A 23007-nucleotide genomic window follows, 5' to 3' on the forward strand; every position below is an offset into this window, starting at 1 on the left:
CGGCGGGCGGACGCCCGGGGCCTGGTTTCGGTTTGGGGAGCAGGGGCTCAATCACAGCCCATTGTTCGTCTGTCAGCTCATGTCTCGTACTCATACTTCCATTTTACATTGGCAGATCATGTTTTTGAAATAGCTTGTAAACACATTCCATGAACAATTTGACGACCCTACGTTTTTTCCGCCGAGATGATCAAGAACATTGGTCTACGCCATTCGTCTTTCATTTCTGGTAGGCGCATCAACATTTTTTCAGGAGGCACAGGTTCCTTGACGGCACGAATGTTAAATCCTGAACGTATCAAGTCATTGATATACGTTGACACCGTTCGGTGATATTTGATCACGTTTTCAGTTAAGAAGGCAGTCTTGCGCATTCCTTCTGAATGGTAGTGGTCAACTGGCCAGTGCAGACGATTCCCGTGGTCGTCATAATACCAATCCTGTTCCTTGCGACAAGTGAAGATCGGATGTTCCACCGAAAAAACAAACGCGCCTCCGGTTTTTAAACAAGTAAAAACCTTTTGGCAAACCGCTTTGAAGGACTCTACGTAGTGCAGGGCTAAAGAGCTGATTACCACGTCAAATTGTTCTTTGGAGAAATTGATGTCTTCAATCGGCATTCTTATATAGGAAATGTAGGGGTCATTGGTCATTTCACGGGCTCTTTGAAGCATCTTTTCGGAGATGTCCACACCGACCACTTTACTCGCCTTTTGTTCACGGGCGTACCGGCAATGCCAGCCGAAACCGCAACCTAAATCAAGTACACTCTTGTTTCGAAGATCAGGGAGCAATGCTTTAAAGACATGCCATTCACCCGCACCTTCAAGTCCTTTGGCGGATCGAGGCATTTTTTCATATTCAGCAAAGAATTTTGGATCATCATATTTGTTCTGTTTCACCATTGCCCACCTCCTGTAAAAACTCCTACATATAGTTTCTGATTTTTGGCATAATCAAAAGTTCATAACGGTTGGGACGGTCCTGAGGATGATTCAAAAAACCTCGGTAAAATCCAATTTACCGGGGTAAAGGTTATCTGCCTGTTTGATGATGGACCGTCTGGTCACGAGGTTTGATCGTCGGGAGGAATCATTCTGATCCACCCGTTGGCGTTCAAGATCTTGAGGAACTGAACCAGTCTCGGCAGCACGGGTTCCGCCTTGGAGCCGAAGACCTGCTCCAGGGCGTCGGCCAGATCCTGCACGGAGCGGGTTCCGTCGCAACGGGACAGGACGAAGCTGCCCAGTTCATCCAACCGGACCCGGATCGCCTCCGGCTGGCCGAGCCACCGGATGGAGAGGCGTTCCAGCCATCCGGTTCGAGGAACCACCAGGGTGAGGCGCTCCTCCTCGCCGGGGGACGGCTCCAGGAGACAGCCCTCCCTGAGGATCGGTTTCAGGACGAGCATGTTTTTTCGCTTTTTCCTGCTGAACACCGGCATACACCCCATCAAGGGTTTGTGTGAAGGGCAGGGGAGGGGAGCCGTCCGTGGAACTCCTCTCCCTTGTTTTTCCCCGATTCGAAGGCGGAAATCAGCTTCGGCTTGACGCCTTGTCGGAGGATGCCCGGCGGGCGATGTACCACAGGAGCAAGGTGACGGCCAGGAACATGGCACAGGAGATCCATCCCTTTTCGCTGGCGGGACTTTCCGGAATCGGCACGCCGGCGACGATCAGGATGGCGATCACCACGCCGATCAGGGATTCGCCGGCGATCAGCCCGGAGGCGAAGAGGACGCCCGCGTCTTTGCGGAGCCGCCTGAGCCCCTCGTCCTTGGTGAAGAAATCGATCAGCCAGCGGACCGCACCGCCGATGATGATCGGGGTGCTCACGTGGACCGGCAGGTAGACGCCGACGGCCACCACCAGGGAATTGAGCCCCAAAAATTCGATGACGACGGCGATGGCCGCGCCGAGGAAGATCAGATCCCAGGCCATGCTGCCCTGCATCATGCCCTCGATGATGGTTTTCATCAGGACCGCCTTCGGTGCGAGAAGCTCCTTGGAACCCATTTCGTAGGCCTGATCCAGGATGACCAGGACCGCGCCGATCACGAGGCCGGAGGCGACGACGCCGATCATCATGGCCAGCTGCTGTTTCCAGGGCGTTCCGCCGACGAGATATCCCGTCTTCAGATCCTGGGAGATGTCCCCGGCCACGGCCAGGGCGGTGCAAACCACGGCCCCCACCGTCAGGGCGGCCACCATGCCTTCGACCCCGCTCATGCCGGAGATCTTAAACAGGAAGGTGACGATCAGGATGGTGGCGATCGTCATGCCCGAAACCGGCGAGGAGGAACTTCCGACGATCCCGACGATGCGGGAGGCGACGGCCACGAACAGGAAACCGAAAACGGTGATGGACAGGGCGCCGAGGATGCCCACGTTGGTGACGGGGGCGAAGGCCAAAACGATGACGACGACCAATGTGCCCAGTCCCACCCACTTCAGGGGGATATCCTGATCGGTCCGAGCCAGGGTTTGTCCGCTCAGACGGTATTCCCGGGCGCTCCGGGCGGTGTCCCGGATGGAGCGGATCAGGGTGGGCAGCGTTTTCACCATGGTGATCAGGCCCGCCATCGCCACGGCACCGGCTCCGATATAGGTGATGTAGCCCTGCCAGAGGCCCCAGGCATCCAATTCGGCGATGGGGGCCTCAGCGGGGAAAATCGTCTCTTTCGACCCGGCGCCGAAAAAGCTGATCATCGGGATGAGCACCAGCCAGCCGAGCAATCCGCCCGCCAGCATCTGTCCCGCGATGCGGGGACCGATGATGTAACCGACTCCCAAGAGGGCCGGATAGATGTCGATCCCGATCACGGCGTTTTTAAAGTTGGCGATCTGGGTTTCCACTTCCGTTTTGAACAGCTTGAACCCGTCGCCCAGGGCCTTCACCAGTCCTCCCGCCAGGAAGCCGCCGGCCACCAGGCGGGCATTTCTTCCCCCCGTGTCCCCGGTTTTCAACACTTCGGCGCAGGCCGTTCCCTCGGGATACGGCAGGGTGTGATGTTCGTTCACGATCAACAGGCGCCGGAGGGGAACCATCATAAACACGCCCAGAAATCCACCCGTCAGGACGATAAACACGATCATCGCCTGACTGGGAGAAAGGTCCCAGAGGAAGAGAGCGGGCAGGGTGAACACGGCCCCCGCGCCGATCGCTTCCCCGGCGGTGGTCATGGTCTGCACGATGTTGTTCTCCAGGATGGAATTCCGGCGGAAAAGGCCCCGAAGGATTCCCATCGAGATCACTGCGGCGGGGATCGATGCCGACACCGTCATCCCGATTTTCAAACCGAGATAGGCGTTCGCGGCGCCGAACACGATCGCGAGCAGGATTCCCAGGGCGCAGGCCAGCAGGGTCAGCTCCGGCAATGATTTTTCGGGTGATACATAGGGGACGAACTCTGTACTGCGAGGGTTGGATTCTTTCTTCATCGTCTGCTCCCTTCTTTCGAGAATCCGGAAAAACAACACAAAAGGGAAAGTCCACTGCGGCACCCCCAGGAACCGCAGGAACTTCCGCCGACAAATGAAAGGGATTTTTCATAATCAACAATAACTTTTTAAATATTTTAGATGTGAACGCAAACCGGAAAAGGATTTTTTCGAATCTTTTGTTGGTTGTTTTTCCGTGTATTATAGTACTATTCTAAAGGACTGCCGCAGGAGGAACAAATGAATAATTTCCCATATTTATATAACAGATTTAAATAATATGGACACTGGCGACGGGGTATGTCGTGTTCGCTCGCTTTTTTTGGGGAATGAGGGATAAGGAAATGTCAAGGAAAGGAGCGGGTTTCGGATGAAAGGAATTCGAATCGGTGAGGCCGAGATATGGCTGAAACAGGGGGATATCACGAAGGAGGAGGTGGATGCCATCGTCAACGCCGCCAACTCGGGGCTGCTGGGAGGAGGCGGTGTGGATGGCGCGATCCATCGGGCAGGCGGTCCTGAAATCATGGAGGAGTGCCGGCAAATCCGCGCCCGGGAAGGCGGATGTCCCACCGGAGGAGCGGTGGTGACCGGTGCGGGAAAACTGAAGGCACGTTATGTCATCCATGCGGTCGGTCCGGTGTGGCAGGGGGGTGGAAAGGGGGAGGAGGAGCTGCTCCGCAGCGCATACCGCAACAGTCTGCAGCGGGCGGCGGAACGGCGGCTTAGGGCGGTCGCCTTTCCATCGATCAGCACCGGCGCTTACGGATACCCGGTGGAAAAGGCGGCGCCGGCCGCCTTGTCGGAGGTGAAGCGGTTTTTGGAGGAGGAGCCGCATTCCCTTCGGGAAATCCGGTTCGTGCTGTTCAACGAGGAGACCTACCGGGCCTACGAGGAGGCGTTGGACCGCTTGAAGTCATAGCCAGCCGCTTTTTTTCGGAAAACAAACGAAGGTTCCGGGGGGATGCCCCAACCCTTCCCCGAGAAAGCCCCCGCGGAGGGACTACGAAGATGAAAAGGCCGCCGGAAGCATCTCCCGGCGGCCGGTTCGGTCACTCGCTATCGCGCCTCTCCTCCAACCTTCGCACGACGTCTTCGTCCGGTGTGACGTACAGCGTTTTCTGATGGTCGTAAATGACAAATCCGGGACGGGCCCCTGCGGGCTTCCGCACATGTTTGACCAGGGTGTAATCCACCGGCACCTGGCTGGACCGGCGCGCCTTGCTGAAATAAGCCGCCAGGATGGCCGCTTCCCTGAGGGTGGTCTCACCGAAGCGATTGGAGCGGATTACCGTGTGGGAACCGGGAATCTCCTTGGTGTGAAGCCAGGTATCGGTGGCGGAAGCCAACCGGTGGGTCAGATAGTCGTTCTGTTTGTTGTTTTTTCCGACCAGGATGGGGATACCCTCCGACGAACGGTAGACCGCCGGCTTGGGGGGCTCCTTTTTCTTTTTGCGGGGCGCAGCGGGGGAGGGGCGAAGCCACCCCTCTTCCTCCAGTTCCTCCCGGATCTGCGCCACCTCCGAAGGCGAGGCGTTTTCGAGGGAAGCGAGGACGGACTCCAGGTATTGGATGTCGGAGCGGGCCTTGGCGATCTGCTCTTCGCTCCATTTTTGCGCCGCCTTCAGCTTGTTGTATTTCTTGAAAAAGCGCTGGGCGTTCTCCGAGGGGGACAGATGGGGTTCCAGGGGAATGGTGACCGGGGGAGCGTCCGGTTCGTAGTAGTTGATGACCGTCACCGCCTCGTCACCGCTTTTCACCTCATGCATGTAAGCGGTGAGAAGTTCCCCCCAGATCCGGTAGGTGTTCGCCTCCTCGGCTTCCTGCGCCTCCCTTTTTAGGACTTCGATTTTCTTTTCGTTTTTTGCGATCTCGTTTTTCAGTTTGCGGATCAGATCCTGGGCCTGCTGCCGTACCCGGTCCCGTTCCGCCTTTCCGGCGAAGACCGCTTCCAGACACCCGCTGACGGAGGGAAAGGAGGTCCTTTTTCCATCCAGGTGGGTGAGCTCCACCACGGAGAAGAGGGTTTTTCCCTCTTGAACCACCTGATTGGGATGGTAGCGGTGGTTTTGGATGTCGGACATGACCCCGGAAAAGGCTTCCCACAGCCGGTCGCGGCTTCCGATTCCGGCGCGATGGACGATCTCCCGAGCGACGAGGGGGCCGAGGCCGGCGAAGCGTTCCACCAGCTGCTTGTCCATGCGGCCCCGGTTAAAATCGAGGACTTTGAAAAAGGTCTGGCGGTCGATGAAGAGCGGATGCCGCTTTTTCTGTTCGGGAGGCCTCCGGTACCGGGCGCCGGGTACCACCTGGCGGTATTGGCTGACGCTCGGAGTGACGCGGCGGACGGCGTCGAAAACGGTTTCCGCCTCGGGATCGATCAGGATCACATTGCTGTGGCGGCCCATGATTTCCACCACCAGCCGCCGGATCACCTCATCCCCCAGCTCGTTCCGGGTGCGGATGTCCACATGGACGATCCGGTCCATCTCCACCTGCTCCACCCGGTGGATGATGCCTCCCTCCAGGTGTTTGCGGAGGAGCATGCAAAACATGGGCGGCTCCTTGGGATTGTCTGTCCGCTCCCGGGTCAGGTGAAAGCGGGGGTAGGCGGGATGGGCGGACAGGATCAGCCGGTGGGTTTCTCCCTGGGAACGTATATGGAAGAGAAGTTCATATTCACCGGGTTGGTAAATTTTCGTCACCCGGCCGCCCGTCAGGGCGTCTTGCAGTTCGTGCACCACGGCGCGGGTGACCAATCCGTCGAAGGACATGAAAACCACCTCCTTGGGGAAGGCGGCCAGCCCCGGCGCCTCTCCGGGAAGGGGCTTTTCCTGCCCGTCGGAGAAGGTTCGCGGCCGCTGGTGTTTACGATACATGGAACGGGACGCTCGGTCAACCCGGGAGAAGGCCGCTGCGGCCGGATTATCCGTGCCGCTTTTCCATGACGTGGATCCCGATGCCCATCAGAATCACGCCCATGGCGACAAGCATCGTCATCGGTTCCGCCACCTCCCGCCATCCCCAGCCGTAGACGGCGACGCCCTTCAGCATCTCCATCGCATAGGTGATGGGCACCAGCTTGGAGAGAAACAGCAGGACGTCGTTGGAGACGATCTCGATGGGCCAGAAGGCCCCTCCCACCATGGCGGAACTGATCGCCAGCAGGGGGACGGCGGCATCCAGATGTTGAGGGGAACGGATGAAGGCGCACAGGCAGATGCCCAGGGCGATGGTGACGAAGACGTAGGGGATGCACAGCAGGAGCACCATGCCGAAGGATCCGCCGAAATCCATGCGAAACGCGGTCCGGAACAGGGTGAAGATGAGCGCGATCTCTCCGTATCCCAGCAGGAAACCGAAGAGGAGATAGGCGAAAAAGATCCGCGCCCTGCTGACCGGCGTGATGATCATCCGGTCCCAGATCCCCTCCTTTTTCCGCTGCAGAATGCGGCTGACGGTGTAGGTGATGGTGTAGATGGCGTAAAACAGCGTCATGCCGAAGACGGCTTGGGCCTGCGCATCATAGCGGAAGCCTTCTTCGGTGCGGAAGGTGGTGACCGACAGCATCAGGGGAGGTTGCTTCAGATATTCCGCCACCTCTTTTTCCACTTTCTCCGGCGGTTGATTCAGCTGTTCGGCAGCGCGTTTGATCCACCTCTGCTGTTCCAGCGTTCCGCGCACCAGCTGTTCCACCATCGACACATCCGTCGCCCGGTCGGTTGCCAGGAGCCGGTAGCCCTCTTCGGTCAGTTCCAGGGCGATGACCGATTCACCGGCGTCGATTTTCCGCAGGGCCTCGTCGGCTTCCACCGCTTCGAAGGAATCGGGTTTGTATCCGTTCAATCGCTCCACCAGCCGGTCCACTTCCTCCTGGTCCATTTCTTCGCTGAAGACGGGGATCGTCCAGTCCTGTGTCACCTTTTGGCCGAACGCGGCGGCAAAGAGCACGGTCAGAAGGAGCATCAACAGGTACATGGTCGGCCGCCTCAGCACCTGGCGGAACTCGGCCCACAGGATCGCCCTCATGGTACCCTCCCCCTTTCCGGTTTGAAACCGGCCGCTGCCAGGAGGAAAGCCGCCGTCCATCCGATCAGCACCGTCAGGGGCTCGATCAGGTCTTTCGGGGAGGAGCCTTGCATCGCGCCCAGGTAGGCGGTCAGCGCGGCACCGTTGGGGATCCATTCGCCCAGCCGGGCCAGCCACTCCGAAAGGATGTTCATTTTGAAGAAGCTGCCCCCGAGAAATCCGAGGATGACGACGATACTGGTGGAGAAGATTTCCACCACCCAGGACGTGTTGAAACGGAAGCTGAGGGCCATCAGAAACACCGCCAGGCTTCCCGCAACAAAGGCCAAAAGGAAGGTGACGACCAGGAAGGAGGCGGGATTCTTCCAGGTTACATCAAAGGCCAGGGCGGCATATCCGAACAGGGTGAAAAGTTGGATCAAGGCCAGCAGAAACGTGGCCAGCCACTTTCCGGCCCAAAAGCGCCACGCCGGAACTCCGGCCAATGCGATCCGGTCCAGGGCCCGGTTTTCCCTTTCCTCGGAGGCGATACGGGCGGTGAAGGCGGCGGTGTGGAGAAGAAACATGGTGCTTATCCCAACGGTAAAATATTCGAAGGAAGAAAGGGGTTTCCGCCCCTCCAGGGTGGTGATCTCCCCCCGGATGGATGGAGTCGGATCAGGGGCAAAGAAGTCCGGATCCAACTTTTTGGAACCGGCGAGTTCCAAGCTCCGATAAATGGCGCCGGACCGGTTGATCTGCTCCCGGAAGGATTCGACGGCGCTTTTCAGCCATTGTCCCTGAAGGAATCGGCTTTCATTCAGTTCCAATCTCAGGGAGACAGGGCTTTTCTCGCGGAGGAAAAGGGAGCGCCACAGGCTAAGGTCAAAATCCTTCGGGATGGTGAGGATGCCTGCGAAACGCTCGTCCCGAAGGACGGAATCCCGCTCCCCGGGGGAAATTTCCCGGACCGCAAAAGCCCTTTTCCCTTTTTCTCCCTGCAGCACCTTCCGGAGCAGAATATCCGAAGGGACAAAATGTTCCGCCTTATCCACCACCCATAAGCGCTCCTCCGGGGAGAGGGGCGAACGGGCCGCGTCCTTCTTGAATTGTTCCAACTCCTTTTTCACGTTCCCTTCCCGAATCACCGCCACCTGGGCGGTCAGGGGTTTCGGTTCCGGATTCATCACCCCTCCCAGGGCGTATCCCAAAATGGCGATCAAGACGGCCGGCATCACGAGCAGCGTCGACAGTTCCCTTTTCACCCGAATCAAGTGGAGCAAATCTTTCTTGATCAGTGCCCAGAGCATGCTCTCCCCCCCCTTTTTAATCCCGCAGGGCTTTCCCGGTGAGATGCAAAAAGACATCTTCCAGGGAAGGGGATTGAATGTTCACCGAGGTGACGGTGACGCCGTGTTCCCGGGCGAGCCGGAAGAGGTCGTCCAGGAGGTGGGCCGTTTTCGGCGCGATCAGGGTGACGGCTTGTCCCTCCGACGACAGCGAGCGGACGGTCGGCAACCGCCTCAGGGCTTCCACAAAGGAAGGGGGAAGAGATTCCGCTTTCAGTTCGATGGTATGATCCGAACTGAGGATCGATTTCAGCTCTTCCGGTGTTCCCGAGGCGATGATCCGCCCTTGGTCCATGATGTAGATGCGGTGGCAAAGCACTTCCGCCTCCTCCATGTAATGGCTGGTGTAGAGCACCGTCATCCCCTTTTCCCGGTTGAGGCGCCTTACCGTCTCCAGGATGTGGTGCCTGGATTGGGGGTCGATGCCCACCGTCGGTTCGTCCATGATGACAAACCGGGGCTCATGGAGGAGAGCCAGGCCGATGTTGAGCCGCCGCTGCATTCCTCCGGATAAGGTGCTCACCGGGCGGTGGGCTTTCGCTTCCAGCCCGACCAGTTCCAACACTTCGTCCACCCGGACCGCGAGGCTCTTCCCCTTCAGACCGTACAGACGGCCGAAAAATTGCAGATTTTCCCGGGCGGTCAGATCCGGGTACAGGGCCAGCTGTTGGGGGACCATGCCCAGTATTTGCCTTAAGGGAGCGGGGGAGGCGATCACGCTTTTTCCGTAAAGCAGCACCTCGCCCCGCGTCGGCGGTATCAGGGAGGCGATCATGGCGATGGCCGTGGTTTTTCCCGCGCCGTTGGGACCGAGCAGGCCGACAATCTCTCCCCGTTCGATGAACAGATTGATGCTGTCCACCGCTTTGACCTCCTTGAAGTGCTTGGTCAGATCCTGGGTTTCGAGCATGGGGCGCATCCTCCTTTCCGCAGTTTCAACCCCGGTTTTGTTTGGGCCGCGGCCGGAGGCCGGCCATGTGGAGCACATAGACCATGCTCAAGGGAATGACGCTCATGTTTTTCAAAAAGAACAGCAGGGCGTCATGGGCCGCGGAGCGGTCTTCCGTCTGGAGCCCCGGCAGCTGGATGACGGGATCCAGCAGCAGGCGGGTCGCCCACTGGAGGAGGAGGTTCATGAGTCCGTACAGGAGGACGATAAAAACCGCCAGCTGGGCGATGAACACGCCGGGCCAATCCCTGTTGAATTGGACGGAACACCGCTCGCCGAATTCGCTCCAGAAGTCTTTCCGGGAAAATTCCCGCAACGGGCGGTTCAACATCAGCGCGATCATGAGCAGAAACAGAAGGAGTCGGGCCGCCAGCACGGCGACTTCCATCCATGCCGGGGTTTGCAGATGGTTCCACATTTGGTAAAAGCGGAGGGAGGAAGGGACGAGCGAGAGAAGGATCAGGGACGGATGGCGGTAGAAAAAGGCGATGGAGGACGTGAACGTCCGAATTCCTGCCATTGCGAGCTTCATCAAGGGGGCCATCGGGTCATCTCCTCTTTTTTTCCCGTTTATTTTACCTTCCCCCTCCCTTTTTCAGATACTGCCTGCGGTCACAAACGGGGAAACACCCCGTGACTTCGGTCATGGTTCCGACGTCATCAAAAAAGGAAAACCTTGCCCGGGCATCAGGCAAGGTCGTTTTTCAGGGCATAGATGGCCAGTTGGGTCCGGTCGCGAAGTTCCAGTTTCTGCAGGATCTGGCTGATGTGATTTTTCACCGTTCCCACCGAGAGGCCGAGTTCGTCGGAGATTTCCCGATTGGACAGCCCTTCCCCCACCAAGCGGACGATGGTTCGCTCCCTGGGCGTCAGCGGGAGGTCCTGTGTTCGGGTCTCCGCTTTGGGCCGGGTCAGGAGGCGGGGCATCACTTTGGCGGCCACCGTGTCGTGAAGGATCATCCCGCCGCGTAACGCGCTGTGGATGGCGTCGATCAGTTTTCGGGGCTCCGCGTCCTTCAGCAGGTAGCCGCAGGCCCCGAGTTCAAGGGCTTTTAGGGCGTATTCGTCGTCGTTGAAGGTGGTCAGCACCAGGATTTTGGCGTCGGGACGGCGCGACCGGATTCGCCGGATCGCCTCCAGTCCGGAGAGGACCGGCATGCGGATGTCCATCAGGGTGATGTCGATCAGGTGTTTTTCAAACTGTCGAACCGCCTCTTCTCCGTTTTCCGCTTCCGCCGCCACCTTCAGCCGGGGATCCTGTTCAATGATCATCTTCAATCCCTGGCGCACCAAGTGCTGATCTTCCACCAACAGTACGTTGGGCATGGATATCCTCCTTTTCATCGAGGGGAATGATTCCCCGGACCGTGAACCGCTCCCGGGACGGGACGATTTCCACTCTTCCTCCCACTTGTTCCACCCGCTCCCGCAGGGCTTTCAATCCGAACCCTTCCCGGTAGGGCTTTGCTTCCCGGATGCGGTTGCTGACTTCGAAGCGGATGCTTTTTCCGCCGGGGAGGTCCAGGCTGACATCCACTTCCCGGGCAAAGGAGTGGCGCATGGCGTTGGTCAATCCCTCCTGAATGCCGCGGTAGATGGCCACGCATTTGTCAGCGGAGAGGGGGATGGACAGCGCTCCTTGTTTGGCGGTGAAGTTGACCCGGATTTGGCTGTCGGTTTCCAGCCGCCGGATCAGGTGAATGACGGAAGAAAGGCCCTGGATCTCCTTTTCATGCAGAGCCCGCACCGCTGTTCGGATTTCCTCCAGGCTTTTCTTGGCCAACGCCTTGATCAGGGCCAAGCGGTTTTCGTCCCGTCCGGACTGTTGCCGGAGGACCTCGATCTGGATCAGCAGGGCGGTCAAGTGATGTCCGACTGAGTCATGCATGTCCCGGGCGATGCGGTTGCGCTCTTCGATGCGCGCGCTCTGTTCCCCTTCGTAGGCCCGCCGTTTCAGCCGACGGTATTCGCCGGCGAGGCCGACATACATCTCGCGGCGCTCTTCCGCCGTTCTGCGCCATTCACTCCCCTTGATTCCGGCGAAGGCGAGGAGACACAGCAAAAAGAGGTGAAAAGTCAGCGGAAGTGCCTGCACCTTTCCCGCGTAGGGCAGAAGGGAAGCGAGGGCCACCCCGGACGCCGTCGGGGTTTTGTTCCGATCATCGGCCGCAAACAGGCATTCCAGCAGCAAAAGGTAATAGAGGAGAAAAGGGATCACGCTCTCCCCCGATGTGAACCACCGCTGGGCGGAGGCCGCGGCCAGGGCGGAGCCGATCAGGAGCAATCTCCCCCGGGAAAATAGAGGGGTGAGAAAATAAAAAGAGAAATACAGGGCACACGCGGCCAAAAGCCAGGGACGGCTTTCCGCGTTTTCGGCTTCGCTGGTCAAAAGGCCGATCCAGAGGAAAACCTGCGCCCCGATCCGGATCAGGAACCCTGCGATTTCCCTTCCCATCGGTCAGCTCCTTCCGATTTTGTCAATATTATTATACGAGAAATTGAAAAGGAGGGAAGAAGGCGACGAGCCGCCGGAAGGTTTTTGAAAGAAGACGAGGAGGGGCACGCGCAACAGAAGGCGCATGCCCCTTACCTGTTCTGTCGCGCATTTTCCCGGTCTTGTCGGCGGGATTCATCTTTTACGGCCTGTCTGAATAGAAGTAGAGAGGAGAGGTTGGACAAAGGGGGCGTCGATGTGTCGGAGAAAAGTCGCTGGGTGGAGTGGGAAGCCGACCGGGTGGCGGCCCACTTTGAAGTGGATCCCGCCGTCGGCCTGGACAGGGGGGAAGCCGAGAGAAGGCTGAAGGCGGTGGGACCCAACCGGTTGAGCGAGGGGGAGAAGATCTCTCCCTTCATCGTGTTTCTCAATCAGTTCAAGGATTTCATGGTGCTCGTCCTGCTGGCCGCCACCCTCATCTCGGGGCTTCTGGGCGAATATCTGGATGCGGCGGCCATCATCGCCATCGTCTTTTTAAACGCCATCCTCGGCTTTGTGCAGGAGGTGCGGGCGGAGCGGTCCCTGACCGCGCTCAAGGAGCTGTCCGCCCCGACGGCCCGGGTGCTGCGCGGAGGGGTGTGGGAGCGGGTTCCCGCCGCCGACCTGGTGCCGGGGGACATCGTTGCCCTGGAGAGCGGGGATCGCATCCCGGCGGATGTGCGCCTGATCCGGGCCGAAAGTTTGTACGTGGAGGAGTCGGCGCTGACGGGAGAATCCGTTCCCGTGAGCAAATCGGCGGAGCGCCTTCCCCGGGCGGACGTGCCCCTGGGGGACCGGAAGAACATGGGTTACATGGGGACGATGGTGGTCCGGGGGAGCGGAACGGGGATCGTCGTCCACACCGGGATGGGAACGGAGATGGGGAGGATCGCCCACCTGATCCAGACGGCGGAGCAGATGGAGACGCCGCTGCAGCGCCGACTGGAACAGCTGGGGAAAGTGCTGATCGTCGTGGCGCTGTTTTTGACGGGCATGGTGGTGGTGGCCGGAGTGCTCCACGGCCATGAGCTTTATGAGATGTTTTTGGCGGGGGTCAGCCTGGCGGTGGCGGCCATCCCCGAGGGGTTGCCGGCGATCGTGACGATCGCGCTGGCGCTGGGGGTGCAGCGGATGATCCGGCGGAAGGCGATCGTGCGCCGGTTGCCGTCGGTGGAGACCCTGGGCTGCGCTTCGGTGATTTGCTCGGATAAGACGGGGACCTTGACCCAGAACAAGATGACGGTCACCCGGGTGTGGGCGGACGGTCGGCTCTATGAGGTGACGGGAACCGGCTACGACCCGTCGGGAAGGTTCCTGCTGGAGAAGCGGGAGGCGTCCCCCCGCCGGTCGGAGGCCCTGCGGCGGCTGCTGGAGATCGGAGTGTTGTGCAACAACGCCTCCCTGGTGCGGGAGGAGGGAGGCGGCATGCTCCGCCGGAAAAAAGAAGGGTGGCGCATCGACGGAGATCCCACGGAGGGAGCCCTGCTGGTGGTCGGAGCCAAAGGGGGCATCCGTCGGGAGGAGATCGACCGTCGTTGGAAGCGGGTGAAGGAGTACCCCTTCGACTCGGAACGGAAGAGGATGTCCGTCTTGGTGGAAGGGCCGGGGGGCGAGCGGATGCTGCTCGTCAAGGGGGCCCGGATGTGCTGCTGGACCGGTGCACCCACATTCTCCGGAATGGGAAGGCGGTGCCCCTCAGCCAGACGCAGCGGGATGAAGCCCTGCGGATGAACTCGCAGCTGGCGGCGATGGCCCTGCGGAACCTGGCCTTCGCCTACCGGGAATTTCCGGCGGGGAAGGACCCCGGGCCCGAGGAGAGGGCGGAGCGGAATCTGGTGTTCGTCGGCTTGGCGGGAATGATCGATCCGCCGCGGGATGAGGTGAAGGAGGCGATCCGCCTCTGCCGGCAGGCGGGCATCAAGCCGGTGATGATCACCGGGGACCACAAGGGGACGGCGGTGGCCATCGCCCGGCAGCTGGGCATCCTGAACGAAGGGGGTCTGGCCGTCGAAGGGCGGGAGCTGGACCGCATGGGCGAGTCCGAGCTGCAGGAGAAGGTCAGCCGCATCGACGTCTATGCCCGGGTTTCCCCGGAGCACAAGCTGCGCATCGTGAAGGCCCTGCAGAAGGAAGGGCACGTGGTGGCGATGACCGGGGACGGGGTGAACGACGCGCCGGCGATCAAGGCGGCGGACATCGGCATCGCCATGGGGATCACGGGGACCGACGTGTCCAAGGAAGCCTCCTCCCTGGTATTGGCCGACGACAATTTTGCCACGATCGTGGCCGCGGTCGAAGAGGGGAGGAGCATCTACGACAACATCCGCAAGTTCATCAGCTATCTTTTGGCGAGCAACGTGGGAGAGATCCTGGTGATGTTTCTGGCCATGCTGGCGGGCCTGCCCCTGCCGCTGGTGCCGATCCAGATTTTGTGGGTCAATCTGGTGACGGACGGATTGCCGGCGATGGCCCTGGGGGTGGATCCGGCGGAGGAGGATACGATGCGCCGTCCGCCGCGGGACAGCCGGGAGAGCATCTTTGCCCGGGGAGTGGGCTGGAAGATCGTATCCCGGGGGCTGCTGATCGGTCTGGCCACCCTGGGGGCGTTCTGGGTGGCCTACTGGGAGTCGCCCGACGACCTGACGCGGGCCCAGACGGTGGCCTTCAGCACGCTGGTGATGGCGCAGCTGGTCTACGTCTTCGACTGCCGGAGCAGCAAGTCCATCTTCCACCGGAACCCCCTGGAGAACCGCTCCCTGGTGCTGGCGGTGCTGTCTTCCGTCCTTCTCCTGCTCGGCGTGATCTATTACGAGCCCCTGCAGCCCATCTTCCACACCGTGGCCATCGGCGTCCGGGAATGGATGCTGATCATCGCCGCATCTTCCCTGCCGACCCTGCTGGCGGGATGGTTGGATTCGTTGCAGCCGTCGCGCCGCACGGTCCCCGTTCGGTGGTCCGCGTACGGGGAAAAGTGATTCGCAGGCCGGAGGAGCGTTCTCCTCACGGCTTTTTCTTTGTGGCGCTTTTCTGCGATTCCGCAAAAAAATGATGCCGTTCTGACACACTTTTTCCATCGAATGGTATGTTATAGTGAAACCGGGAGCAAGAAAAGGAAGTGGAAGTGCCATCGTACAGAGGATGCGGACCGGATGCGGCAAAGAGGGGGCGTCGATGTGTCGGAGAAGAGTCGCTGGGTGGATTGGGAGGCCGACCGGGTGGCGGCTCACTTTGAGGTGGATCCCGCCGTCGGCCTGGACAAGGGGGAGGCCGAAAGACGGCTGAAGGCGGTGGGCCCCAACCGGTTGAGCGAGGGGGAGAAGATCTCTCCCTTCATCGTGTTTCTCAATCAGTTCAAGGATTTCATGGTGCTCGTCCTGCTGGCCGCCACCCTCATCTCGGGGCTTCTGGGCGAATATCTGGATGCGGCGGCCATCATCGCCATCGTCTTTTTAAACGCCATCCTCGGCTTTGTGCAGGAGGTGCGGGCGGAGCGGTCCCTGACCGCGCTCAAGGAGCTGTCCGCCCCGACGGCCCGGGTGCTGCGCGGAGGGGTGTGGGAGCGGGTTCCCGCCGCCGACCTGGTGCCGGGGGACATCGTTGCCCTGGAGAGCGGGGATCGCATCCCGGCGGATGTGCGCCTGATCCGGGCCGAAAGTTTGTACGTGGAGGAGTCGGCGATGACGGGAGAATCCGTTCCCGTGAGCAAATCGGCGGAGCGCCTTCCCCGGGCGGACGTGCCCCTGGGGGACCGGAAGAACATGGGTTACATGGGGACGATGGTGGTCCGGGGGAGCGGAACGGGGATCGTCGTCCACACCGGGATGGGAACGGAGATGGGGAGGATCGCCCACCTGATCCAGACGGCGGAGCAGATGGAGACGCCGCTGCAGCGCCGACTGGAACAGCTGGGGAAAGTGCTGATCGTCGTGGCGCTGTTTTTGACGGGCATGGTGGTGGTGGCCGGAGTGCTCCACGGCCATGAGCTTTATGAGATGTTTTTGGCGGGGGTCAGCCTGGCGGTGGCGGCCATCCCCGAGGGGTTGCCGGCGATCGTGACGATCGCGCTGGCGCTGGGGGTGCAGCGGATGATCCGGCGGAAGGCGATCGTGCGCCGGTTGCCGTCGGTGGAGACCCTGGGCTGCGCTTCGGTGATTTGCTCGGATAAGACGGGGACCTTGACCCAGAACAAGATGACGGTCACCCGGGTGTGGGCGGACGGTCGGCTCTATGAGGTGACGGGAACCGGCTACGACCCGTCGGGAAGGTTCCTGCTGGAGAAGCGGGAGGCGTCCCCCCGCCGGTCGGAGGCCCTGCGGCGGCTGCTGGAGATCGGAGTGTTGTGCAACAACGCCTCCCTGGTGCGGGAGGAGGGAGGCGGCATGCTCCGCCGGAAAAAAGAAGGGTGGCGCATCGACGGAGATCCCACGGAGGGAGCCCTGCTGGTGGTCGGAGCCAAAGGGGGCATCCGTCGGGAGGAGATCGACCGTCGTTGGAAGCGGGTGAAGGAGTACCCCTTCGACTCGGAACGGAAGAGGATGTCCGTCTTGGTGGAAGGGCCGGGGGGCGAGCGGATGCTGCTCGTCAAGGGGGCCCGGATGTGCTGCTGGACCGGTGCACCCACATTCTCCGGAATGGGAAGGCGGTGCCCCTCAGCCAGACGCAGCGGGATGAAGCCCTGCGGATGAACTCGCAGCTGGCGGCGATGGCCCTGCGGAACCTGGCCTTCGCCTACCGGGAATTTCCGGCGGGGAAGGACCCCGGGCCCGAGGAGAGGGCGGAGCGGAATCTGGTGTTCGTCGGCTTGGCGGGAATGATCGATCCGCCGCGGGATGAGGTGAAGGAGGCGATCCGCCTCTGCCGGCAGGCGGGCATCAAGCCGGTGATGATCACCGGGGACCACAAGGGGACGGCGGTGGCCATCGCCCGGCAGCTGGGCATCCTGAACGAAGGGGGTCTGGCCGTCGAAGGGCGGGAGCTGGACCGCATGGGCGAGTCCGAGCTGCAGGAGAAGGTCAGCCGCATCGACGTCTATGCCCGGGTTTCCCCGGAGCACAAGCTGCGCATCGTGAAGGCCCTGCAGAAGGAAGGGCACGTGGTGGCGATGACCGGGGACGGGGTGAACGACGCGCCGGCGATCAAGGCGGCGGACATCGGCATCGCCATGGGGATCACGGGGACCGACGTGTCCAAGGAAGCCTCCTCCCTGGTATTGGCCGACGACAATTTTGCCACGATCGTGGCCGCGGTCGAAGAGGGGAGGAGCATCTACGACAACATCCGCAAGTTCATCAGCTATCTTTTGGCGAGCAACGTGGGAGAGATCCTGGTGATGTTTCTGGCCATGCTGGCGGGCCTGCCCCTGCCGCTGGTGCCGATCCAGATTTTGTGGGTCAATCTGGTGACGGACGGATTGCCGGCGATGGCCCTGGGGGTGGATCCGGCGGAGGAGGATACGATGCGCCGTCCGCCGCGGGACAGCCGGGAGAGCATCTTTGCCCGGGGAGTGGGCTGGAAGATCGTATCCCGGGGGCTGCTGATCGGTCTGGCCACCCTGGGGGCGTTCTGGGTGGCCTACTGGGAGTCGCCCGACGACCTGACGCGGGCCCAGACGGTGGCCTTCAGCACGCTGGTGATGGCGCAGCTGATCTACGTCTTCGACTGCCGGAGCAGCAAGTCCATCTTCCACCGGAACCCCCTGGAGAACCGCTCCCTGGTGCTGGCGGTGTTGTCTTCCGTCCTGATCCTCTTTATCATAATTTATTGTGCGCCCCTGCAGCCCATCTTCCACACCGTGGCCATCGGCGTCCGGGAATGGATGCTGATCATCGCCGTGTCGACCCTTCCCTTCCTGCTGGCCGGGGGAGTCGATGCCGTCAGAGGGATGAGGCATGCGGTGCGCAAATAGGGAAAAAACGATGTGAGGAGTTTGTGAGATGACCTGGACCTTCACCAAAATGCAGGGGCTGGGCAATGATTTTGTCGTGGTTTCCCGTTCCGCCCTGCCGGAGGATGCGCCGGAAAGGGCCCGCGCTCTCTGCGACCGCCATTTCGGCGTCGGCGCCGACGGGCTGGTCTTCGTGTTGCCCTCGGAAAAGGCCGACGTGGCCATGCGCATCTTCAATCCGGACGGGACGGAGGCGGAACAGTGCGGGAATGCGGTTCGCTGTGTGGCCAGATATTTTTTTGAACGGATCTCGGGAGAGAAACGGGAGCTGACGGTGGAGACGCGGGCGGGACTGCAACGCGTGGAGCTGGAGGTTTCGAAAGGACGTGTAGTCGCCGTTTGCGTCGACATGGGGCGGCCGATTCTGCAGGGGCGGGAGATTCCCACTGCCGTCGACCGGGAGAGGGTGGTGGAGGAGCCGCTGGAGGTGGACGGCGCCCGATTCCGGTTTACCGCCGTTTCCATGGGAAATCCCCACGCCGTCGTCCAGGTGGAGGATGCGCCGTCCTTTCCGGTGGAGGAGTGGGGCCCCCGGTTGGAAACCCATCCGCTCTTTCCCCGGAAAACCAACGTGGAATTTATCACGGTCCGCTCTCCCCGGGAGATCGACATGCGCGTGTGGGAGCGGGGGGTCGGCCAGACGTTGGCCTGCGGCTCCGGCGCCTGCGCCGCCGTGGTGGCCGCCGTCCTGACGGGAAAGGCCGAACGGGAGGCCACCGTCCATCTTCTTGGCGGGGATTTGCACATCCGGTGGGACGAGAAAAGCGATCGTGTCTTCATGACCGGTCCGGCCGAGTTTGTGTTTGAAGGCGAATGGCCCGGCTTTGAATGATAAGGCGTGCCGGGAGGTTCTGATCGGCCGGGAAAAGACGGCTTTTGCGGGTCGTGCCTACGATGCCTCGCCTTCAGGCGCGGTGGGCCGGAGTTTTTCCGAATCTGAAGGCGTCGGCGCCGAAATTTCGGCGCCATTTTCTTTTTTCGCCGACGATCTGAACAGGTCTGTCGGTTTGAGCGGGAAACCCTTTTGGGTGGATGCGCCTTCGTGCTGTTCAGGCCGATTCGAAAAAAATTTTGTTTAATTGTGAGTTCCCATCGAAGGAGTTTGATGGCCTCAATCCCCATTTCCTTGACAAGGATTCGAAAAAATGGGATTAACACAAAAGTTGACGTTTCCGTAAACGTTAAAATAGAATAAAAAAAGAAGATTGCGTCTTGGAGGAGGACGATGTCCGAATATACCATCTCCGACCTGGCTCAGATGTACGATACCACCACCCGAACGATCCGCTACTATGAGGAGTTGGGCCTCCTCCAGCCGAAGCGGATCGGTGCCCGCCGGATCTATTCGGATCGGGACCGGGTGCGGCTGAAGTTGATTTTGAGGGGACGGCGACTCGGTTTTCGCCTGGATGAGATTCGGGAGATGCTGGAATGGTATGACCTCGATCCCACGGAAGTGTATCAGCTGCGGGAGGTGATCCGGAAGGGAGACGAAAAACTGGCCCAGATCGAGGAGCAGATACGGGATTTGCAGGCCGTCCGTGAGGAGCTACTGGAACTTCGCGCGCAGATGCAGCAGCTTCTTGAAGAAAAAACCCGGGGAGGAAGGGAATCATGAAATTTCAATCCTACGCGTACGGTCAAAATCATTGGCTGAAGGACCGCGATTTACAGGTGATCCTTTCCCGCTACTGGCCCGCCTGGCGGGAGCATGCCGAGGAACTGGAATCATACGGCCTGCTTGCCGGAACCGAAATCTATGAAGCCGTGTACCACATCGATCACGATGCGCCGCCGGTGCTGGTGATGCACGACTTGGACGGAAACCGGGTGGATCGCGTCCGATTGAGCCCCGTGGAATCCCGGCTGCTCAAACGGATTGCGCCGATGAACCGGCCTCCCTATGAAGGAGGAAGCTGGCACCACCATTTCGCCCTGGGCTATCTCGTCGCCGATCCGGGGCTGTATTGCGTCATCACCATCACCGGACAGACGGCCTATGCGATTCACAAGTACGCTCCGGAGCACGCGGAATGGAAGGAGAAATTGCTGTCCGGTGAAGCCTTCGGGGCGACCTGGATGACGGAGAGCCAGGGGGGGAGCGACCTCGGTGCCAACCAGACGGTGGCGCGCTTCGACGGGGAGGTGTGGCGCCTCACCGGAGACAAATATTTTGCCAGCGGCGCCGGCCTGACGGATATGGCCATCGTGACGGCCCGGCCGGAAGGCGCGCAGGCGGGTCCCAAGGGATTGGCGCTGTTTCTCGTGCCGCGCCTCAATCGCGGCGGGGAACTGAACTATCGGGTGCGCCGCCTGAAGGACAAGAGCGCCACGCGGGCGGTTCCTTCGGGGGAGGCGGAACTGGAGAACAGCGAGGCTTATCTGGTGGGACGGGCGGAGGAAGGCATCTATTACACCCTGGAAAATCTCACCGTTTCCCGCCTGGCCAATGCCATCGGGGCCATGGGGGTTGCCAAGAAGGCGCATCTGGAAGTGGAGGAGCGGGTTCGCCGGCGCAGTTCCTTCGGACGGAAGCTTGAGGACCATCCCCTGATCCGGAGGGATTTGGTCGATTTGGCGGTGCGGATGGCCGGGGGAACCGCGTTGGCCTTCCACGCCATCGACGCCTTCGACCGCTCCTGGCATGAGCGCCCCCCCTACTCGGCGTCCTATCATTATGCCCGTTTTCTCAGCCATATGGCGAAAAACCGGACCGCTGACCACTCGGCGGAGATCACCCGGATGGCCATGGAATTGTTTGGCGGCCTGGGATTCCTGGAGGAATATGCGGTGGCCAGGTGGCACCGGGAGGCCCTGATCACGCCGATTTGGGAAGGACCGAGCAACATCCAGGCGCTGGATCTGTTGGAAGCGGTGCAGAAGAAGCGGGCCCACGAAGGGTTTTTGGCCGAATTCATCCCTCTCCTGGATCGGATCGGAACCCCTGAAGCGAAGCTGGCGAAGGAGACGATCGAAGGGGTGTTTGAGCAGGCTGCGGGGGTTTCGCCGGAGGCGGCCCAGTGGTACGCGAAACATTGGGTGGTTCGCCTGTCCGATGCCGCCCAGGTGGCCTTGCTCTACGACCTGGCGGATCACGGCGGGGACCGGTACGCCCGATTGGCCGAGCTGTATGCCCGGCGTTTTCTCCGAGGGGAGGAATATCCCGACTGGGCGATGCAGGAGCCTCAAGTATGGGGAGGAGAGATGATCGATGAAAAAGTTCGTCGTGCATGAGCTCTTGCACCACACCCTGATGAACCGGCCGGATTCGGAGATCGTGAGCGGCCCGGTCCGTCTGACCTATGAAAAGATGTATGAGCGGATCCTCCGGCTGGCCGACCGGCTGGGGCGCATGGGGATCGGACGGGGAACGGTGGTGGGGGTGATGGATGTCAACAGCCATCGCTATCTGGAACTCCACTACGCCCTGTCCATGCTCGGTGCCGTGATCCACACCCTCAATTTCCGGCTGTCGGGAGAGGATCTCGCCTATACCATCCGCCACGCCGAAGACGAGTGGCTCTTCGTGTGGGACGGATTTGCGGAGGCGGCAAAGCCGTTGCGGCGGCTGGTGCCCAATTGGGTGTGGCTGTCGGAGGACGCCGAGGGTCCCGAGCCGGGCACTCCCACCTACGAGGGACTGGTGGAGGAGGGAAGGGCCACGGAGCCGCAGTCCGCGGATGATGTGGACGAAACCGCTCCGTATTCCCTCTTTTACACCACGGGCACGACCGGTCGGCCCAAGGGGCTTTTGTACCGCCACCGGGACATCCTGTGGGCTTCCCTGCAGATGGCCCACCACCTTGCCCTGCACCGGACCGGCGCGTCAGTCAGGAGCGATGATGTGTTCATGCCGCTGATTCCCTTTTTCCACATCCACGGCTGGGGCACCACCATGTTTGTCCCGTACCTGGGGGCGAAACTGGTGCTTCCCGGCCGATCGGGGCCACGGGAACAGCTGGAACTGATCCGGAGGGAAGGGGTCACCTGGTGCAACATGGTGCCCACCCAGCTCCAGATGCTGCTCGGGGAGCTCGAGGAAGGGGAAACGCTTCCCCTCAAGGTGCTGACCGGAGGAAGCCCCCTTCCCACGGGACTCGCCCGGAAGGCCCGGGCCAGGGATGTGTCGTACTCCCTGATCTACGGGGGGTCGGACCAGCTGGGGGCGAGCATCGCCGTGGTCCCCGAAGGGATGGACCCTGCATCCCCGGAGGCGGATCAGATCCTGGCCACCCGCATGCGGGCCATGCCGATGGTGGAGATCGAGGTGCGCGACAAAAGCGGGAGCCTGGTGCCCCGGGACGGGAAGACCATCGGGGAAGTCTGGGTGCGGAGCCCGTGGCTGCCTTCGGGTTACTACAAGGATCCGGAGCGGTCCGAGGAAAGCTACGTGGACGGATGGTTCCGGAGCGGGGATCTGGCTGTTCAGCATCCCGACGGCACCCTGTACGTGGCAGACAGGGAAAAGGATGCGGTGAAAAGCGGCGGCGAATGGATTCCCTGCGGGGTTTTGGAAAGCGTTTTGTCGGAGCATCCCAAAGTGGAAGCGGCGGCGGTGGTTGCCAAGCCCGACGAGCGTTGGGGGGCACGGCCGCTCGCGGCGGTAAAGGTCCGGGAGCCAGTGGAGAAGGAGGAACTGGCCCGATATCTCGAAGAACGGGTGAAGGAAGGGCGGATCGCCAAGTTTTGGGTCCCCGACGACTTCGTGTTTGTGCAGGATTTGCCCGTAACCAGCGCGGGGAAGGTGCACAAGGCGGCCCTGCGCGAGAGATTGGGACTGGCATGATGAGGGGCACCAGCGGGGATCTGGCGTCGGCAAAGCCGACGCCATTTTTTGCGTCCGG

Annotated in this window: 15 protein-coding genes and 2 pseudogenes; 7 read left to right on the top strand and 10 right to left on the bottom strand. The window is 60.9% G+C overall.

Annotated features, from left to right (window positions below; all coding sequences use genetic code 11):
* Positions 1-167 precede the first annotated feature (167 nt).
* The 3 genes from CLV97_RS07595 to CLV97_RS07605 all read right to left on the bottom strand — a co-directional run bounded on the left by CLV97_RS07595 (position 168) and on the right by CLV97_RS07605 (position 3440).
* Entirely contained in the window at positions 168-902 is a 735-nt protein-coding gene (locus tag CLV97_RS07595) for a class I SAM-dependent methyltransferase (protein ID WP_106345031.1), read from the bottom strand.
* 164 nt (positions 903-1066) lie between these two features.
* Complete coding sequence (locus tag CLV97_RS07600) at positions 1067-1438, bottom strand: PqqD family protein (RefSeq protein ID WP_106345032.1); 372 nt, start codon at positions 1436-1438, stop codon at positions 1067-1069.
* A gap of 97 nt (positions 1439-1535) precedes the next feature.
* Positions 1536-3440: an OPT family oligopeptide transporter gene (locus CLV97_RS07605; RefSeq protein WP_106344932.1), complete on the bottom strand. Its 1905-nt coding sequence runs from the start codon at positions 3438-3440 to the stop codon at positions 1536-1538.
* A 370-nt stretch (positions 3441-3810) separates the two neighbouring features.
* On the opposite strand from CLV97_RS07605, the gene CLV97_RS07610 reads away from it, so the two are divergent.
* Complete coding sequence (locus tag CLV97_RS07610; RefSeq protein WP_106344933.1) at positions 3811-4362, top strand: O-acetyl-ADP-ribose deacetylase; 552 nt, start codon at positions 3811-3813, stop codon at positions 4360-4362.
* Between the two features lie 130 nt (positions 4363-4492).
* On the opposite strand, the gene CLV97_RS07615 is transcribed toward CLV97_RS07610, so the two are convergent.
* From CLV97_RS07615 to CLV97_RS07645, 7 genes are all read right to left on the bottom strand, one after another.
* A complete protein-coding gene (locus CLV97_RS07615; protein ID WP_342749780.1) occupies positions 4493-6319 on the bottom strand; it encodes an Rqc2 family fibronectin-binding protein in 1827 nt (608 codons plus the stop codon).
* Between the two features lie 46 nt (positions 6320-6365).
* On the bottom strand, positions 6366-7469 hold the full coding sequence (locus tag CLV97_RS07620) for an ABC transporter permease (protein WP_170070403.1): 1104 nt from the start codon (positions 7467-7469) through the stop codon (positions 6366-6368).
* Entirely contained in the window at positions 7466-8758 is a 1293-nt protein-coding gene (locus CLV97_RS07625) for an ABC transporter permease (RefSeq protein WP_170070404.1), read from the bottom strand. The genes CLV97_RS07620 and CLV97_RS07625 overlap by 4 nt, the downstream gene beginning before the upstream one ends.
* A gap of 16 nt (positions 8759-8774) precedes the next feature.
* Entirely contained in the window at positions 8775-9707 is a 933-nt protein-coding gene (locus tag CLV97_RS07630; protein ID WP_106344936.1) for an ABC transporter ATP-binding protein, read from the bottom strand.
* A 25-nt stretch (positions 9708-9732) separates the two neighbouring features.
* On the bottom strand, positions 9733-10290 hold the full coding sequence (locus CLV97_RS07635; protein ID WP_106344937.1) for a hypothetical protein: 558 nt from the start codon (positions 10288-10290) through the stop codon (positions 9733-9735).
* 143 nt (positions 10291-10433) lie between these two features.
* Positions 10434-11072 (bottom strand): response regulator, encoded by a 639-nt coding sequence (locus tag CLV97_RS07640; protein ID WP_106344938.1) that lies wholly within the window; start codon positions 11070-11072, stop codon positions 10434-10436.
* A complete protein-coding gene (locus tag CLV97_RS07645; RefSeq protein WP_106344939.1) occupies positions 11008-12201 on the bottom strand; it encodes a sensor histidine kinase in 1194 nt (397 codons plus the stop codon). Before CLV97_RS07645 ends, CLV97_RS07640 begins: the two co-directional genes overlap by 65 nt.
* A gap of 216 nt (positions 12202-12417) precedes the next feature.
* Here CLV97_RS07645 and CLV97_RS07650 point away from each other — a divergent pair.
* From CLV97_RS07650 to CLV97_RS07680, 6 genes and pseudogenes are all read left to right on the top strand, one after another.
* A pseudogene (locus CLV97_RS07650) lies at positions 12418-15194 on the top strand (calcium-translocating P-type ATPase, SERCA-type).
* A 174-nt stretch (positions 15195-15368) separates the two neighbouring features.
* A pseudogene (locus CLV97_RS07655) lies at positions 15369-18124 on the top strand (calcium-translocating P-type ATPase, SERCA-type).
* A 28-nt stretch (positions 18125-18152) separates the two neighbouring features.
* A complete protein-coding gene (gene dapF, locus CLV97_RS07660) occupies positions 18153-18995 on the top strand; it encodes a diaminopimelate epimerase (RefSeq protein WP_106344940.1) in 843 nt (280 codons plus the stop codon).
* Positions 18996-19388: 393 nt separating this feature from the next.
* Positions 19389-19781 (top strand): MerR family transcriptional regulator, encoded by a 393-nt coding sequence (locus CLV97_RS07670; protein WP_106344942.1) that lies wholly within the window; start codon positions 19389-19391, stop codon positions 19779-19781.
* Entirely contained in the window at positions 19778-21397 is a 1620-nt protein-coding gene (locus tag CLV97_RS07675; RefSeq protein ID WP_106344943.1) for an acyl-CoA dehydrogenase family protein, read from the top strand. The genes CLV97_RS07670 and CLV97_RS07675 overlap by 4 nt, the downstream gene beginning before the upstream one ends.
* Positions 21375-22949 carry an AMP-binding protein gene (locus CLV97_RS07680; protein ID WP_106344944.1) on the top strand — a complete coding sequence of 525 codons (1575 nt, stop codon included), beginning with the start codon at positions 21375-21377 and terminating at the stop codon, positions 22947-22949. Before CLV97_RS07675 ends, CLV97_RS07680 begins: the two co-directional genes overlap by 23 nt.
* Positions 22950-23007: the final 58 nt, after the last annotated feature.

The sequence above is a fragment of the Planifilum fimeticola genome, assembly GCF_003001905.1.
In the GTDB taxonomy this organism is placed as follows: domain Bacteria; phylum Bacillota; class Bacilli; order Thermoactinomycetales; family DSM-44946; genus Planifilum; species Planifilum fimeticola.